Genomic DNA, 16604 nt, shown 5'->3' with positions numbered 1-16604 from the left:
CATTGTAACCCTGCTCTCACCCGTGCCAGCAACGTGCTGGCAGATCAAGCGGGCTTAATGCCCCACCGCATGCATCGACTGCTCGCCGCCGGCACGCACGGGGATGGGATAGCGCCGATCCATCCTGCCGCTCAAGGCCGTCAAGCCGAATGCGCCCAGCACGACGAGAGCACCGATCCAGCCCGTATGCACGAGGCCCAGGTGTTCGACGATCAAACCGCCACCCCAGGCGCCGCCGGCGATGCCCAGGTTGAAGGCGGCGATATTCAAGCCCGAGGCCACGTCCACGGCGCGCGGCGTGAAGTGCTCCGCTTGCTGCACCACATACACTTGCAATCCAGCCACGTTGCCGAAGGCCACGGCGCCCCACAGCAGCACGGTGATGACGACGAGCACCGGATGCGGCGCCGTGAAGGTCAAGACCAGCAGGACCGCTGCCAGCAGCAAAAAGATCAGTTTCAGGGCGCGCACTGGCCCCTTCTTGTCGGCCAGCTTGCCGCCCCAGATATTGCCGAACGCCACGGAGACACCATACACCAGCATCACCGCGCCCACGGCGCCGGCGCTGAAACCCGCCACTTGCTGCAGAATCGGCGCCAGGTAGGTGAAGGCGATGAAGGAGCCGCCATAGCCCACGGCCGTCATGGCGTACACCAGCAGCAGGCGCGGCTGGGCCAGTACCTGCACTTGCTGCAACAGCGAGGCCGGCTTGCTGTGGGCAATATTCGATGGCACGTACAGCAGGCTGCCGATGAACGCCACCACGCCCAGAGCCGAGACGGCGAGGAAAGTTTCGCGCCAGCCGAAGTGCTGGCCAATAAAGGTGCCCAGCGGTACGCCCGTCACCAGGGCCACGGTCAAGCCCGTAAACATGATGGCGATCGCGCTGGCCGCCTTGTCTTTCGGCACCAGCGAAGTGGCGATGGTCGAGCCGATGGAAAAGAACACGCCGTGCGCCAGCCCCGTCAGGATGCGCGCAATGACGAGGGTTTCATAGCCGGGAGATTTCCACGCCAGCAAATTACCCAAGGTAAACAAGACCATCAAGGACAGCAGCAGAGTCTTGCGGGGGATCTTGCCCGTCAGGGCCGTCAGCACGGGCGCGCCGACGGCGACGCCCAGCGCATACAGGCTGACCAGCAAGCCGGCCGATGGCAGGTTGACGCCCAGGTCCGCGGCGATGGTGGGCAACAGCCCGACGATGACAAACTCGGTGGTTCCGATGGCAAATGCGCTGAGGGTCAGCGCGAGCAAGGCAATGGGCATGAAAGACTCCGATATAAGTGCATGCAAAGGGTATGCAAATGCGAGGCTTGCAGTATCGGAGCTTTCTTTGTTTCGAAAAATACCTCCACGGGAAGAAGATAGTTGCGTCAAAATCAATAATTGACGATATCACCGGGGCATGGGACGAGTGGCAGCGGCAGTCGGCCCTGGCACGCCAGACAGCTTAGCGTGACAGGGGACTGTTGCCAGGGCTGGTGCGCGGCTCCGGCTTTTCCATCTTTTTCGCCTTGTCGCGCGGTTCCAGCTCAGGCAGGCTGGGATGCCGCCGCTCCGCCTTGGCGGCCGGGGACCCGAAATGGCGCCATTGCGCGGCAGGCAGGTGCGGGAAGCGTTCGCGCTCTGCCCGCAGGATGACGCCCATTGCCGCATCGAACGGCATTTTCACTGTCGCCACTTCCAGGCTGGCCGCGTCTTGCCGCAGCGAGGCGACTTGCTCCATACTGCGCACCAGTTGCAGCGATGACTGGCGGTAAGCCTCCGTGTCCAGCCATGCGGGAATGGCAGGGATGGGCGACGACGGGTTGGGCTGGCCTGCCATGCGCGGCTTGTCGGGATGCCCACCGATCGAACGCTCATACCACCCATCCACGGCTCCTGAACGCAGCAACAACTCCGCACGCCCCTGGGCCAGCAGCTTGCTGCGCAACTCCTTTGCTGCCGGTTGATAAAAGGCATCGATGCCTGCGCTGTGGGCCAGCGCCGCGGAAGCGACGTGCGTCAGGTTGGCGGCGGCCAGCAAGTCTGCCGTCAGCAGCCATTGTTCGGCGCTGGGCAGGCGCTTGATAGGCTCGCCAAGGGCGGCGTGCGCCACTGTCGCCAACTGCACATTCAGCTGGCCGGGATCGCGCTGCAATGCCGCGATTTTTTCCGCATTGGCAGGGTCACCCAGGTACTGGGCCAGGCCGGTCGTCACCTTGATGGCGTTGCGCTGGTGGCCCATGCGCAGACGGGACAAGTCGGGCACCAGCACGCGCACCCTTTGCTCCGAGGGCAAATCGCTTTTCAAGGTGAATGCATAGGCATTTTCATCGGCATCGACCCGCAGCGCCACGGTCAGCATCTCGGTGGAGTGCCCATTGATCGGTTGCGGACTGGCGCCAGGCGACACCAGCAAGGTGCGGCTGGACTTTTCCGCGATCCAGTACTTCATCCTGGCACGCCCCGTATTCATCAGGCGGGCATTTTCTTCGGGCGCGGCCAGGGTAAACGTATAGACGTCCTTGTCGCGCTGAAAATCGGGCAACTCCAGCGGCACTCCCATCTGCAACGGCAGCACATGCTCGATCAGTTGCCCCGACAGGAACATATAGGCTGGATGCGTGGCACGGTCGGGCTTGACGAGCGAAATGTGATCGGCATTGTCGATCGCCACCGGACGCCCGGCGCACACCCGCGTGGCGCTGCCCCATTGCACGATGCGCACGCCGCTCACATCGGCCGTTTCATAGGCGCAACTGACGTGCGGCTTGGCCGCCAGGCTGGACCAGTCGTCGCTGAGCTGCTTGAGCACGTCATTGCTATCCACCGGCCGCAGGTTCGACAGCGCGGGATTGCGCGCCACCAGGTCCGCCAGCTGCGCCACCTGCGCACCTTCCATGGGAGCACTGAACAAGACAATCAGCGGCACCTTTTCCGCCAGCTCGGGAGCCTTGTCCATATTATTGGCCAGGTAGCGCATGATGACGAGTCCGCCCATGCTGTGCCCGACAAACACGATGACCGGGTAATCGAACACGCCGGACGGCAGCAGATAGCTTTGCAGCTTGTTGGCCGCTTCCCGGATATCGAGCGAGCCGCCCGTCATGATGTTGGAGCTGAAGCCGAAGGCGTAGCTATCGACTTGCGGCCCCAGCCTGGCATCATTCTTGAGCAAACGAAAGAAACTCTCGCCATGCGCGCCTGTCCACGTGCCGCGCGTGCTGCCAAAGATGCCGTGCACGAACACCACGGCGATTTTATGCCGGGGATCGGCACGCTCGACCCAGCCCGGGTCCTCGCTATTCACGGGCGCCGGCTTGTGGCATGCGGCCAGCAAAGCAAGGCCAACGGCAAGGCAAGCGGCGATGAGTGCTCGCCACCACCGCTGCCGGTACAAGGCGATAGCCGTTCGCATCGTTGCACTCCCCTTCCATGGTCACGCACACCTGCATGCTGGCGTCACGGCGCATTGGCAAACCAGTATGCGCCGCCAGCGCCCCACGCAGGGCACGATGTCCCGATTGTTTGATCTGGCTAAAACCGTCGCCAACGCCATGGAACCAATGATCGCAAGTGACATGCAAACCGGCGCGTACCAGCTCTGCTACACTGCCCCGCTAGCAAGGGAGAGCAGTCACATGAATTCAGAGAAGCTGGCGCTGCTGGTCACGCGCGAAATGCCATATGGGAAATATCAGGGACGGCTGCTGGCCGACTTGCCGGGACACTACCTGGGCTGGTTCGCGCGCGAAGGCTTCCCCTCGGGCGAACTGGGCAGTTTAATCGCGCTGATGTACGAGCTCGACCACAATGATTTGCGCAGCTTGCTCGACCCCTTGCGCACGCGCAAGTCGCCGTGGCGGCCGGGCGAGTAAGGAGAGTAAGACCCGTCTTAAAACTGGCGCACCTTCTTCGCCAGCATGGCGCTGAACTCGCCATTCTCCACCAGTTTTTGCAGCTCGCTGGCGCCGCCGATGAGCACGCCATTGACAAAGACCATGGGGAAAGTCGGCCAGCCCGTCCACATCTTCAAGGCATTGCGGCGGTGCCACTGGTTCAAATAGCTGCCGTATTGCAGGTACTGGTAGGGCGTGCCCAGCACGTCGAGGATCTTGCGCGCCTTGCGCGGAAACGGATTGAGCGCCATGCCGACCACCACCACCTGGTGCGCGGCAATGGCAGCCTGGACCTCGCGCACGATGTCCGTATGCTTGCTGCCGATCAAAGGGCGAGCGACGGGATGGATCTGGGCTTCGTCAAGGATGGCGCGGGTCATAAAAGTCCTGGGGTGAGTGGCACGTGGCGTGCGGGTCACGCATTGTGCCATGCGCACAGGCTGGCGTGGGCGCCACCTTGAGCGACCCGGTCGATAGCCGGCATGCACTGAGCGAGTGCGATAGCGCGACCTTAGGTAATCGTGGCCGTCGAATACGCTGACTGGGTATGCCAGCCCAGGCTCGCATATAATTTCAAGCCATCCTCGGTTGCCACCAGCACCCGGCGCGCGCTGGCCGATCTCTGCCTGGCCCCCAGCGCGGCGATCAGTACTCGCCCCAGCCCCCGGCGCCGATGCGCGGCTTCGGTGACGATACGGTCAAAAACAAAGACGCCGGCATGTTCCACGGCATGGCCGCTGGCGGCAACAGCACCATCGCCGGTAAAAATACGCGCCGTCGTAATTGCCTGCGACGTTGCGACGTCAAGCCGGTAGCCGGCCGGCAAGGCTGGCGCATGCAGACTGCCTTCATGGGTCATGAAAAAACCGGCAGGGCGCAGTTGCCATCGAGGCGGTAAAAGCTTGAGCAATTGCTCCCCGGAACAACACATCTTGATGAAGATATGCGGACGGTGAATCGAGGCTGCCAACGCGCTGATGCCTGGAACAGGTTCCGAAGAAACGTAGCGCCGGATTTCCTTGGGCAAGCCCGTATCGACGCGCCACCCGCCGTGATCGGGTACGGGCAGCGCCAAGCCACGTACAATGGAACGTGCCGCCAGCCAGGCAGCAAGAAGGCCAGGCTCAAGCAGATGCGCATTTTCTTGCTCCCCCATCGCCAGGCTCCCATATTCGTGTCCGCTGATGATGCCAGAGTGCAGCCGTCGGCTGCCCGATGCACGGCATTCAGAACAATTCGTCCAGCAGCAAATGAAATTGCAGCTTGCCTTGATCGGCATCAAGGATCCCATATTGCTGCGCAAACCTTTGCTGTAGCGACGCGTCCAACTCACCGAGACTACGCCAGACGATGGCCAAGTCCTGGTAGCGGTCGGCAACGCCGGCCCGTCCCACGTCGATGCAGCCGACGACGGCGCCTTCCTGCAGGACGATATTCTCCAGCGAAAAATCGCCATGCGTCACGGCGAGGTCGGGCACGAGGGGCAGGCAATCCTGCAGCGCCGCCCACACCTGCTCTGCCGTCCAGCCTTCCCGCCCGGCATCGAAATCCTCGGCATCGACCAGGCCCGCATCGATGCGCTGGCGTGCCTGGGCCAGCCGAACAGCATGGCCGGCATTGAACGGGCAGTCGCGCACGGGAAGCGCGTGCAGGCGGCGCAGAAAGGCCGCCAGCGCGTCGACCACGGCGGGGCCCAACGCGGGGTTCGCTTCCAGCACCTCGGACGCCGTCGTGCCAGGCAGCGCAGTCATCAGCAGCCATACCTGCTCTGGGTCTGCCACGCGGGCGAACCGCACCACCGCCGGCACGGTCAGGTACTGCGCCAGCCAGCGCAGGCGCGCCATTTCATCGGCAATATCGGCCGCAATGGCATCCTTGCCGTGCTTCAGGAACAGGTCCGGCGCACCGTCCTTGCCCTGCAGTCGGTAGACGACAGCGTCCGACTCACCGACGCTGTCGCGCGCCCACGCATACGCTGCCAGTTCGGCGCGTATGTGGGCGGGCATGGTGGCCATCACGGCGGCTTGTTTCTTTTTGGAGAGAATCATTTAGCTGGACTGTGCCCTATCCCAGCGGCACCTGCAAGCCCATCTTGAGGCAGGTCAATGCCACCGAGGTGCGATAGCGCCGGATATTGTCGTCGCCGCCAAACAGGCGTTCCGTCAGCGCCTCGTATTCGGCCATGTTGCTGGCAGTAATGATCAGCAGATAGTCGGCCTCGCCCGTGATCCCGTAGCACTGCTGGATGGCCGGTTCGGCCATGATGCGTGCGCGCATGCCGGCCGTGCGCAGCGGGTGCTCATCGTGCAGGTGGACTTCCACCGTCAGTATCAGGGGGCGGCCCAGGCGGCCCGCGTCGAGCACGGCCACTTCGTGACGTATCACGCCGCTTTCACGCAGGCGGCGGATGCGCCGCTGCACGGCGGGTGCGGACAAATGCACGGCCTGGGCGATTTCGCGCTGCGAGGTCGTGTTATCGCGCTGCAAGATGTCCAGAATCGCCAGGTCGAAGGCATCGAGGGCAAGGGAAGGCGTGAGCGAAAGTTGTGTCATGAGGGTCAAAATGCAGTGCAAATATCAGAGCAGACACAATAAACTTTCATGCTTCCGATATCAAGCCATACTCGCCATGCCACAGCACCGCTACTCTTCCTTTATCCCCCTGTTGGCCATCCTCGGCTCCGTCACCTGCCTGGGACTGGGCACCTCATGGGCCAAGCACAGCCTGTTCCCGCTGGTCGGCGCACAGGGCACGACGGCCGTGCGTGTGGGCTTTTCCGCCTTGCTGCTGTTGCTGTTCTGGCGCCCGTGGCGCTGGCAGCTGAGCCGCGCCGACTTGCGCACGGTGGCCCTGTACGGCGCCGCGCTGGGCTTGACCAACCTGTGCTTCTACATGGCCTTGCGCACGATCCCGTTCGGCATCGCCGTGGCGATCGAGTTTTCCGGCCCGCTGGCCGTGGCGCTGCTGGCCTCGCGCCGCCCGCTCGACTTCGTCTGGGTGACCCTGGCCGTGGCGGGACTGGCGCTGCTGCTGCCGCTCGGCCACGACGTCAGCAAGCTCGATCCAACGGGCGTGCTGTTCGCCCTGGGCGCGGCCGTCTGCTGGGCCTCGTACATCGTCTTCGGCAAGCGCGCCAGCCATTTGCATGCGGGCCATTCCGTGTCGCTGGGCCTGGCCATGGCCGCGCTGGTGGTGGTGCCCGTGGGCGTGATGCACAGCGGCGCCGCCCTGCTCTCGCCAGTCGTGCTGGCCGTGGGCCTGGGCGTGGCCCTCATTTCCAGCGCGATCCCGATCTCGCTGGAAATGGTGGCCCTGAAGCGGCTGACGCCGCAAGCGTTCGGCATCATGAGCAGCATGGAACCGGCCGTGGCCGCCATGTTGGCATTCATCCTGCTCGATGAACGGCTGGATGCCGCGCAATGGCTGGCCATCGCCATGATCATGGCCGCGTCGATGGGCAGTTCGTATATGGCGCAGCGCCAGAAACGGGCGCTGGCCGCCGCCGTGCATACCTGACCTTAATGCACGGCCGCACCCGCCACATGGGCGGCCAGGTTCTTGCGCGCCAGCCAGGCCAGCGGCAGCAAGGCGAGTAATGCGGCAGCCACGCCGGCCCACGGTGACGATGCCATCAACTGGCGCGAGACCATCAGCGCGCCCAACATCGAGCCGAAGGAAATGCCCAGATTAAACGCGGAAATGTTCAGGCCCGAGGCGAAGTCGACCGCGTGCGGCGTGTAGCGCTCGGCCGTGGCCAGCATGCCCGCCTGCAGGGCGGGCGACAGGCCGAAGGCGAACACGCCCCAGACGAACAGCATCACCGTCATCATCAAGGGCGAAGCGATGCTCAGCGCCACGCCAGCCTGCGTGACAGCCAGCAACAGCAGCATCACACGCAAGGCTTTTTGCCAGCCCAGGTGGCTCGTCAGGTAGCCGCCCGCCAGGTTGCCGGCAAAGGTGGCGGCGCCAAATACGATCAGCAAGGCGCTGGCCGTGGTGGCGGAAAAGCCCGTCACGTCCGTCAGGATGGGCGTAATGAAGGTGAAGGCGGCAAAGCTGCTGCCGAAGCCAAACGTGGTGACCGCCATCATGGTCAAAATGGGACCGCTGCCGAGAGCCGCCAGCTGCGTCATGGCCTTGCCGCCCTTGCCCTGCTGTAAGCCGGCCGGCAGCCAGCGCGCCATGGCGGCCAGGCCCAGCGCAGCGAGCACGACGACGGCAAAGAAGGGCAGGCGCCAGCCCATCAGGTTGCCGAGAAAACTGCCGAAGGGCACGCCGATCACCATGGCCAGGGTCAATCCCGCGAACATCACGGAAATCGCCCTGCCCGCCTGCGCCTTGCTGACCAGGCTGGCGGCCACGGTGGCGCCGATGGCAAAGAAGGTGCCGTGCGCCACGGCCGTAATGACCCGGCCCAGCAGCAACAGTTCAAACGTGGGGGAAAAGGCTGCCAGCAGGTTGCCGGCCAGGAACACGCTCATCAGCCCCAGCAGGGCCGCCTTGCGCGGCAAACGCGACATCAGCAACACCAGCAGCGGCGTGCCGATGGCCAGCGCCAGCGCATACAGGCTCACCAGCGAGCCGGCCGATTCGATGGAAATATGCAAATCCTTCGCAATGGTGGGCAGAATGCCGACGACGATGAATTCGGTGACGCCGATGGCAAAGGCGCCGACGGCCAGCGCCAGCACGCCGGGCGGCATCTTGCTGGCTTGAGGGGAAACAGGGCTTGCGGTGGTCATGATGGCTCCAACAATGGTTCAAGCCAGCCAGTGTATCGAGATAAACACTTTTGATATAGACTCCTATAATGGAAACACCTGTGAAATGGATTCAATAATGGCCAGGCAAGACATCAACCGTGCGTTCGAGATGGCCGTTTTTGTGGCTGTGGTGGAAACGGGCGCCTTTTCCGCCGCCGCGCGCCGCCTGGCCTTGACGCCGTCGGCCGTCAGCAAGCTCATCAATCGCCTGGAAGCGCGGCTCGGTGCGCGTTTGTTCCAGCGCAGCACGCGCCAGCTGCACACCACGCCCGAGGGCGACGCTTTCTTTGTGCAGTGCAAGCGCATCCTCGACGATATCGATGGCGCCGAGCGCGAAGCGGCGCAAGGGGCGGCGCCGCGCGGGCGCTTGCGCATCAACTGTTTCGTGCCATTCGGCGTGCGCCACCTGCTGCCCATCCTGCCCGAGTTCGCGCAGCGCTATCCCGACATCGTGCTTGACGTCGTCGTCAGCGACGCCATCGTCGACTTGCTGGAAGACCGCACCGACATCGCCATCCGCACGGGCAAGTTGAAGGAATCGAACCTGGTGGCGCGTAAACTGGGCGAAGACGCGATGGTCGTCGTCGCCGCACCCGCCTACGTGGCGCAGCATGGCCTGCCGCGCACGCCGCAGGATTTATCGAAGCACAATCTGCTGGCATTCAACTTCCGCTGCCAGAACGAAACCTGGCCCTTCCTCGATGAGGCGGGCAACACCGTGCAGGTGGCGCCGCAGGGCAATACCTGCGTCAGCGATGGCGAAAGCATGCGCCAGCTGGTGCTGGCGGGCATGGGACTGGGACGCTTTTCGCGCCAACATGTGCTGCGCGATATTGCGCAAGGTCATTTAATACCCTTGCTGCAGGACTACAATCCGGGCGACAAGGAACTCGTGCACGCCGTCTTCGTGGGACCGGGCCTGCAAGTGCCGGCCAGAGTGCGCGTGATGCTCGATTACCTGCTGGAAAAAGTGAGCTTGAGCGATGCTTAAGCCACCACCGCATCCAGGCGCAGCTGCCGGCCCTCGCCCAGCATCACTTCGAACTCCGCCGCCGGCACGGCCGGGCTGAACAGATAGCCTTGCAGCTGGTCGCAGCCCAGTTCGCGCAAGAAGCGCATCTGCTCGGCCGTTTCCACGCCTTCGGCGACGATTTCCTGGCGCAACTGCTGCGCCATGGTGACGATGGCGCGGGCAATGGCGCAATCGTTTTCCTCGAACGGCAAGCCGATGACAAACGAGCGGTCGATTTTTAATGTGCTGATGGGGAATTTCTTCAGGTAAGCCAGGCTGGAATAGCCGGTGCCGAAGTCGTCCAGCGCCAGCGCCAGGCCCATGGCCACCAGCTGGTTCATGATGTCGATCACCTTGTCGGCGCCGCGCATCAACAGGCTTTCCGTAATTTCCAGCATGATCTGGTCGGGCCGCACTTGATAGCGCTCCAGCACGGCCGCTATGCGCGCCGGCAACTGTTCATCGAACTGGCGCGCCGACAGGTTGACGGCGATGGCCGGCATGTGCAGGCCACGGTCTTCCCAGCTGCGGATCTGGCGGCAGGCCTCATCCAGCACCCAGGTGCCGAGTTCCAGAATCAAACTGGTTTCCTCGGCAACAGGAATGAACAGGCCGGGCGAGACCATGCCGCGCATTGGATGCTTCCAGCGCAACAAGGCTTCCGCGCCCACGATGCGCCCGCTGGCCAGGCTCACTTTCGGCTGGTAATGCAATTCCAGCTCCTTGTCGCCCAAGGCCAGGCGCATTTCGCTTTCCAGGCGCAAATGTTCCTTGGCCCTGCGGTTCATGTCTTCGCGGTAAAACAGGAAAGTCGATTCGATGGTCTGCCCCGCCTTGGCCACGGCCACGTCGGCAAAGCGGAACAGGGCTGGCGCTTCCAGGCCATCTTCCGGATACACGGTGATGCCGATGCTGGCGCCCACGTGCAGGGCGTGCGTATCGATATTGATCGGCGCCTCTAACAGGTTGAGCAGCTTTTGCGCCACGTTCGCCGCATGCTCGCGCTTTTCGATATGCAGCAACGCCACGACGAACTTGCTGTTGTCGACCCGCGCCAGGATGTCCGCGTCGCGCAGGGCGCCACGGAACAGCTCGCCGATGGCGATCACCAGTTGGTCGCCCACTTCATGGCCCAAGGTGTCGCTGATGGAACCGATGCGGCTGATGTCGATGACCATCAGTGCACCATGCGTGCCTTGCCGTTTCGCTTCGGCCAGGCCCTGGTTCACCAGCTGGTTCAGCAGGCAGCGGTTGGGCAAGCCCGTCAGGCTATCGTAGTTGGCCATGCGCTGCATGCGCGCCTCGGCATCCTTGTGCACCGAGATATCGGAAAACAGGGAAAACACATGGCTGATTTCGCCAAATTCGTCGCGCACGACGCTGATGGTGACGTCTTGCGGGAACAGTTCGCCATTCTTGCGCTTGCCGATGATCTCGCCACGCCAGGAGCCATGCCCACGCATGGCGGCGCGCACTTTGGCGCGGAAATCGGGGTCGTGCACGCCCGAGCGCAGCAAGTCCGGCGTGCGGCCGATGGCTTCGGCCGGCGAATAGCCGGTGATGCGGGAAAACGAGCTGTTGATCGAGACGATGCGCTCTTCCGCATCCGTGATCAGCACGGCTTGCTCGCTATCTTCGATGATGCGCGCGTGCAACCTCACCTTGTCCACGTCGGACAGCGGTTCGCTCATGGCCGACAGGCGCACGGCCATGCCGCACGCCTTGCCGGCCTGGTCGTGTATCACGTGGCGGTGCATGCGCAACCACGTCACCATGCCCGACTTCTTGCGCCGGCGCACATCGGTGGCCACGTCGCCCTGTTTGAAATGCAATTCCAGCACGCTCGCTTCCGCGTCGTCTTCCGGATACAGGAACAGGATGTGCTGGCCCAGCGCTTCCAGTTCGGAATAGCCGAACATCTGTTCGGCGCCATGGTTCCAGCCGATCAGGAAGCCATCGGGATCGATTTCCAGCAAGGCGTCCGCCGGCGCCACGCGCACCAAGGGCCGGCTGGCGCCGCGCAGCCGCTCCAGCTCTTCCTGCAGCCGCGCCAAGGTAGCGGCCTGCTGCGGCCCCGCCTGTTCACGGGCATCCTGGGCCAGGCGCAGGCACAGCGCAACCTTCGCCTCAAGCATGGCAACCCCACTCTTGGGCCAGGTCAGAGGAAGGTATCAGGGGCGCTGCAGTGTGTGTAATCATCAAAATCCCACTGTGGGGCGTGGAGGTCGGGGCAGAAAGACGGTCGAAATACTATGAATATGGTAACTTAAAAATGTTGGCGTATGTCAACATTTTAAGACCTAAGCAGAATGGCTGGGTGCTGCGTCAGGCACGCCCAGGCAGATGCCGCGCCAGGCGGGCAAACACATCCGGTTCGCGCATGCGCGCCATCCACCAGCGCAGCGCGGCGCCATCCTCGCCCACGCGCCAGGCCAGGTAAAACGTTTCCGACGGTTTCGGCTCTTCCACGGCCTTCTCCACCAGCTCGCCGCGCGCGATGGCGGCGCGCGCGCACGGCCCCGGCAGGAAGCCAAAGCCCAGCCCCAGCACTTGGTAGTCGAACTTAACCTGCATGTTCGGCACGCTCAAGGCATCTTGTCCCAGCAGCAGTCCCACCGTGCGCGGCGCCATCTGGCGCGCCGAATCGGCCACCACCACGGCCCGGTGCTGCTGCAAGTGGCCGCGCGACAAGGGTTCCGCCACCTGCGCCAACGGGTGCGAGGGCGCAACGGCAAACACGAAGTCGAGCATGCCGATTGCTTGCGCGATATAGCCGCCACCCGCCGGCCCGTCGCCAGGCGCGCCCACCAGCAAGTCGACCCGCCGGTCCTGCAGCGCTTCCCAGGTGCCCGACAGGGTATCTTGCGACAGGCGCAGGCGCGTCTGCTGCGCTACCGCATAGAAAGCGCGCACGTCGTCGGCCAGGGCCACGGCGGAAAACATGGAATCGATACCGATGGACAATTCCGTTTCCCAGCCGGACGCCACCCTGCGCACGCGGTGCTCGAGGTCCTGCGCCGCCTTCAGCAGATAGCGCCCCTCTTTCAGCAGCTCCTGGCCAGCCGCCGTCAGCATGACTTTCGGGCCATTGCGCTGGAACACTTGCACGCCCAGGTCGTCTTCCAGCTTGGCCACCGTATAGGAAATGGTGGACGGTACTTTATGCAGCTCCTTGCCGGCCGACGAGAACGATCCGCGGCGGTCGATGGCGTCGACAATTTGCAGGGCTTCCAGGCTCAGTCTTAACATTCGATTTTTTCGATCATAGCTCGCAAGATTTTCCGTTTTTCTTTCTCTGTAGAGGGGTCTATACTTTCTTCATCGTACAGCGAAGGGCAGCATCGGCGCCACGGCAACTGCCAGGCAACAGTCCTTCGAAATTATCGCACATTAACCTTTAGAAACGGAGTCCACCATGTTACAGATTCGTCATAGCGAAGAGCGCGGCGCCGCCAACCACGGCTGGCTCAATTCCCACCACAGCTTTTCCTTCGGCAGCTACCACGATCCGCTGCACATGGGCTTTGGCCCCCTGCTGGTGATCAATGAAGACCGCGTCACGCCAGGCCAGGGTTTCGGCACGCATGGCCACCGCGACATGGAAATCATTTCGTATGTGCTCGACGGCGCGCTGGAACACAAGGACAGCATGGGCACCGGCTCCGTCCTGCATTACGGCGATGTGCAGCGCATGAGCGCCGGCAGCGGCGTGCGCCACAGCGAATTCAACCATTCGGCAACGGATGGCTTGCATTTCCTGCAGATCTGGATCCAGCCGAACGTGACGGGCATCCCCCCCAGCTATGAAGAGAAACATTTTACGCCGGACAGCAAACGGGGCAAGCTGCGTTTGATCGCCTCCTCCGACGGCCGCCAGGGTTCCGTGCTGATCCACCAGGATGCTGCCATCTACGCCAGCATCCTGCAAGAAGGCGAACAGGCCGAACATGCACTGGAAGAAGGCCGCCAAGCCTATGTGCACCTGATCCGCGGCAGCCTGGTGGTCAACGGCACGCCCTTGAAAGCGGGCGATGCGCTGAAACTGACGCAGGAAACCAGCGTGGCAATTACCCAACCGGAAGACGCCGAGTTTCTGCTCTTCGACTTACCCGAATGATTGATCACTGTACCGAAAGAGAAAATCATGCAAAACAAAACCAACGTCTTGCTGCCCCTCGGCCGTGCCGCCCTTGGCGTGCTGTTCTTTGTCTCGGGCTTGCTGAAAATCGGCGGCTTTGCGGGCGTGGCCGGCTACATGGCCAGCCAGGGTTTGCCGATCGCCAATATCTTGTTGGTGGGCGTCATCGTCCTGGAAGTGGGCGGCGGCCTGCTGCTGATCACGGGCTGGCAGGCGCGCTGGGCGGCGCTGGCCCTGGCGCTGTTTTTGATCCCGACGACGCTGATCTTCCACGCCTTCTGGAGCGCCGATGCGGCCCACTTCCAGGATCAGTTGACGAACTTCCTGAAGAACCTGTCCATCTTCGGCGGCATGCTGCTGCTGGTGGAGCGCGGTTTTCGCCAGGCCAGATAAGGCCGAAGGCAGCCTGTCACCGTTTCGTCATCAAGCTGACATGGCGCTGTCACATTAGCTGACTATCATGCGATTGCCATTTAATCACGCAACCACAGGACATCGCAGCCCATGAACAAGCCCAACGATCTGGCCATCAGTGCCACCGATCTGAACGACATTGACAGCAACGCGTCCCACGACAACCATTTCAACAGCATCCTGAACGCCCGCCTGAGCCGCCGCAACTGGCTGCGCGGCAGCGCCGTCACGGCCGCTACCGCCGTCATGGGTTCGATGGGACTGTCCGCTTGCGGCGGCGGCAGCGATGCGGCCGCCGTCACGCCGACGCCGACACCGACACCGACACCCGAAAAACTGCTGGCCTTCACCGCCGTGCCGAAAAGCCTGGCCGACGTCGTGTCGGTGCCGGCCGGCTACACGGCCACCGCCCTGTATGCGCTGGGCGACTCGCTGCGCGCAGCCACGCCAGCCTACAAGAACGACGGCAGCGATACCGATTTCGATAACCGCGCCGGCGACCACCACGACGGCATGGAATACTACGGCCTGTCCGCCGCCGGCGCGCCGCTGGCATCCGGCGCCGAACGGGGCTTGCTGGCGATGAACCACGAAGCGACCACGGATGAAAAACTGTCCTCGCACTTCCTGCACGTGAATGGCGGCACCACCTCGCTGCCGCGTCCCGCCGCCGAAGTCGACAAGGAAGTGGCCGTCCACGGCCTGAGCGTGGTGGAAATCAAAAAGACGGGCAGCGCCTGGGCCACCGTCAACGATTCCGCTTTCAACCGCCGCGTCACGCCGCTGACGGACATCGAGATTGCCGGTCCGGTACGCGGCAACGCCCTCGTGGTGACCAAGTATTCGCCAACCGGCACCAAGACGCGCGGCACCATCAATAACTGCGGCACGGGCAAGTCGCCATGGGGCAGCTACCTCTCCGGCGAAGAAAACTGGGCTGGCTACTTCACCCGCTCGGCCACCGACAATGCGGCGCGCGGCGACAAATCCGTGGCTTCGCTGAACCGCTATGGCCGCAGCCAGGGCGGCGCCTCGCGCCACGGCTGGGAAACGGGCGGCAGCGACGACAAGTACGCGCGCTGGAACCTGAGCAAGATTGGCGCATCCGCCAATGGCAGCGACGACTACCGCAATGAGCTGAACGGCATGGGCTACATCGTCGAGATGGACCCGTACGACAAAACCAAAGCCATCCGCAAGCGCACGGCACTGGGCCGCTACGCGCACGAAAGCGCCGCCTTCAGCGTACCGACCGTAGGCCAGCAACTGGCCGTCTACATGGGCGACGATTCTCGCAACGAATACATCTACAAGTTCGTCACGACGGCTGTCTGGGCCGCCGCGGACGCCAACCCGGCCGACCGCATGACCACCGGTGACAAATACCTCGATTCGGGCAAGCTGTACGTGGCCAAGCTGGCCGCCGATGGCACGGGCCAGTGGATCGAGCTGGCCATGTCGAACGCGCTGATCCAGGCATACAGCGCCTACAAGTTCGCCGACCTGGCCGATGTACTGGTGAATGCCCGCCTGGCGGCCGACGCCGTCGGCGCGACGAAGATGGACCGTCCGGAATGGTGCTCGGTCAACCCGGCCAATGGCGAGATCTACTACACGCTGACCAATAACTCGAACCGCACCGTCAATCCGAGCGGCTCGTCGCAGCTGGCGCCGGACAGCGCCAATCCGCGCGCCTACACGGACATGAAAGGCAGCAGCGCGCAGAACGGCAATCCGAACGGCCATATCATCCGCTTCAAGGAAGGTACGGGCGCGGCCGCAGCCACCAGCTTTACCTGGGATGTCTACCTGTTTGGCGCCGAGAGCGGCGCCGACGCCAGCAAGATCAACCTGTCGAACCTGACGGCCGACCAGGATTTCTCGAGCCCCGATGGCCTGGCCTTCAGCCCCTACACGGGCATTTGCTGGATCCAGACCGACGATGGCGCGTACACGGATGTGACCAACTGCATGATGCTGGCAGCCATTCCCGGCAAGGTCGGCGATGGCGCCAAGTCCACCCTGAACTACGCCACGGCGGCCGGCGGCAACCTGGCGGTCGACACCTTCATCGGCAAGAAACCCACCGCCGACACGCTCAAGCGCTTCCTGGTGGGGCCGGTCGGCTCGGAAATCACGGGCATCAGCGAAACGCCCGATGGCAAGACCATGTTCGTCAACATCCAGCATCCGGGTGAAAACACGTCGCTGGCGAATATCGGCGATCCGTCCAAATACACGAGCCAGTGGCCAGCCAACGCCGGTTATGGCGCCGGCAAGCGTCCCCGCTCGGCCACCATCGTGATCACCAAGAACGACGGCGGACGCATCGGCAGCTGATGTCCCGTGCCTGGCGGAGGCATCCGCCAGGCAAAGCCAGCAATTCACCTTGTAA

Annotated in this window: 15 protein-coding genes; 6 read left to right on the top strand and 9 right to left on the bottom strand. The window is 63.3% G+C overall.

Features of this window, described 5'->3' with window-relative positions:
- Nucleotides 1-54 precede the first annotated feature (54 nt).
- Nucleotides 55-1266 carry an MFS transporter gene (locus ACQ4WL_RS01230; RefSeq protein WP_436507562.1) on the bottom strand — a complete coding sequence of 404 codons (1212 nt, stop codon included), beginning with the start codon at nucleotides 1264-1266 and terminating at the stop codon, nucleotides 55-57.
- Between the two features lie 184 nt (nucleotides 1267-1450).
- Entirely contained in the window at nucleotides 1451-3292 is a 1842-nt protein-coding gene (locus tag ACQ4WL_RS01225) for an esterase/lipase family protein (RefSeq protein ID WP_436507561.1), read from the bottom strand.
- A gap of 331 nt (nucleotides 3293-3623) precedes the next feature.
- Between ACQ4WL_RS01225 and ACQ4WL_RS01220 the strand changes: the two genes are divergently transcribed.
- Nucleotides 3624-3860: a DUF3820 family protein gene (locus ACQ4WL_RS01220; RefSeq protein ID WP_034749909.1), complete on the top strand. Its 237-nt coding sequence runs from the start codon at nucleotides 3624-3626 to the stop codon at nucleotides 3858-3860.
- 17 nt (nucleotides 3861-3877) lie between these two features.
- Here ACQ4WL_RS01220 and ACQ4WL_RS01215 read toward each other — a convergent pair whose 3' ends face one another.
- From ACQ4WL_RS01215 to ACQ4WL_RS01200, 4 genes are all read right to left on the bottom strand, one after another.
- A complete protein-coding gene (locus tag ACQ4WL_RS01215; RefSeq protein WP_436507559.1) occupies nucleotides 3878-4261 on the bottom strand; it encodes a glutaredoxin domain-containing protein in 384 nt (127 codons plus the stop codon).
- Between the two features lie 131 nt (nucleotides 4262-4392).
- On the bottom strand, nucleotides 4393-5037 hold the full coding sequence (locus ACQ4WL_RS01210; protein ID WP_436507558.1) for a GNAT family N-acetyltransferase: 645 nt from the start codon (nucleotides 5035-5037) through the stop codon (nucleotides 4393-4395).
- A 70-nt stretch (nucleotides 5038-5107) separates the two neighbouring features.
- Nucleotides 5108-5929, bottom strand: a complete 822-nt coding sequence (locus tag ACQ4WL_RS01205) for an APH(3')-I family aminoglycoside O-phosphotransferase (protein ID WP_436507557.1) — start codon at nucleotides 5927-5929, stop codon at nucleotides 5108-5110.
- A 16-nt stretch (nucleotides 5930-5945) separates the two neighbouring features.
- Nucleotides 5946-6434 carry an Lrp/AsnC family transcriptional regulator gene (locus tag ACQ4WL_RS01200; RefSeq protein ID WP_436507555.1) on the bottom strand — a complete coding sequence of 163 codons (489 nt, stop codon included), beginning with the start codon at nucleotides 6432-6434 and terminating at the stop codon, nucleotides 5946-5948.
- Between the two features lie 76 nt (nucleotides 6435-6510).
- On the opposite strand from ACQ4WL_RS01200, the gene ACQ4WL_RS01195 reads away from it, so the two are divergent.
- Nucleotides 6511-7398, top strand: a complete 888-nt coding sequence (locus ACQ4WL_RS01195; RefSeq protein WP_436507554.1) for an EamA family transporter — start codon at nucleotides 6511-6513, stop codon at nucleotides 7396-7398.
- Nucleotides 7399-7400: 2 nt separating this feature from the next.
- Here ACQ4WL_RS01195 and ACQ4WL_RS01190 read toward each other — a convergent pair whose 3' ends face one another.
- Complete coding sequence (locus ACQ4WL_RS01190) at nucleotides 7401-8624, bottom strand: MFS transporter (RefSeq protein WP_436507552.1); 1224 nt, start codon at nucleotides 8622-8624, stop codon at nucleotides 7401-7403.
- 85 nt (nucleotides 8625-8709) lie between these two features.
- On the opposite strand from ACQ4WL_RS01190, the gene ACQ4WL_RS01185 reads away from it, so the two are divergent.
- On the top strand, nucleotides 8710-9636 hold the full coding sequence (locus ACQ4WL_RS01185) for a LysR substrate-binding domain-containing protein (protein WP_436507550.1): 927 nt from the start codon (nucleotides 8710-8712) through the stop codon (nucleotides 9634-9636).
- Here ACQ4WL_RS01185 and ACQ4WL_RS01180 read toward each other — a convergent pair.
- Nucleotides 9633-11792 (bottom strand): putative bifunctional diguanylate cyclase/phosphodiesterase, encoded by a 2160-nt coding sequence (locus ACQ4WL_RS01180; protein WP_436507548.1) that lies wholly within the window; start codon nucleotides 11790-11792, stop codon nucleotides 9633-9635. The two genes, ACQ4WL_RS01185 and ACQ4WL_RS01180, sit on opposite strands and share 4 nt — an antisense overlap.
- Before the next feature lie 190 nt (nucleotides 11793-11982).
- A complete protein-coding gene (locus tag ACQ4WL_RS01175) occupies nucleotides 11983-12906 on the bottom strand; it encodes a LysR family transcriptional regulator (RefSeq protein ID WP_436507547.1) in 924 nt (307 codons plus the stop codon).
- Nucleotides 12907-13072: 166 nt separating this feature from the next.
- Between ACQ4WL_RS01175 and ACQ4WL_RS01170 the strand changes: the two genes are divergently transcribed.
- From ACQ4WL_RS01170 to ACQ4WL_RS01160, 3 genes are all read left to right on the top strand, one after another.
- A complete protein-coding gene (locus ACQ4WL_RS01170; RefSeq protein ID WP_436507545.1) occupies nucleotides 13073-13774 on the top strand; it encodes a pirin family protein in 702 nt (233 codons plus the stop codon).
- A gap of 27 nt (nucleotides 13775-13801) precedes the next feature.
- Nucleotides 13802-14188, top strand: a complete 387-nt coding sequence (locus tag ACQ4WL_RS01165; RefSeq protein ID WP_436507544.1) for a DoxX family protein — start codon at nucleotides 13802-13804, stop codon at nucleotides 14186-14188.
- Between the two features lie 111 nt (nucleotides 14189-14299).
- Nucleotides 14300-16549 (top strand): PhoX family protein, encoded by a 2250-nt coding sequence (locus ACQ4WL_RS01160; protein WP_436507543.1) that lies wholly within the window; start codon nucleotides 14300-14302, stop codon nucleotides 16547-16549.
- Nucleotides 16550-16604: the final 55 nt, after the last annotated feature.

This window comes from Janthinobacterium kochi, assembly GCF_051380715.1.
Lineage (GTDB): Bacteria > Pseudomonadota > Gammaproteobacteria > Burkholderiales > Burkholderiaceae_D > Janthinobacterium.
The sequence above is the reverse complement of the archived record's forward strand: the minus strand, read 5'-3'. Positions and strand labels throughout refer to the sequence as shown.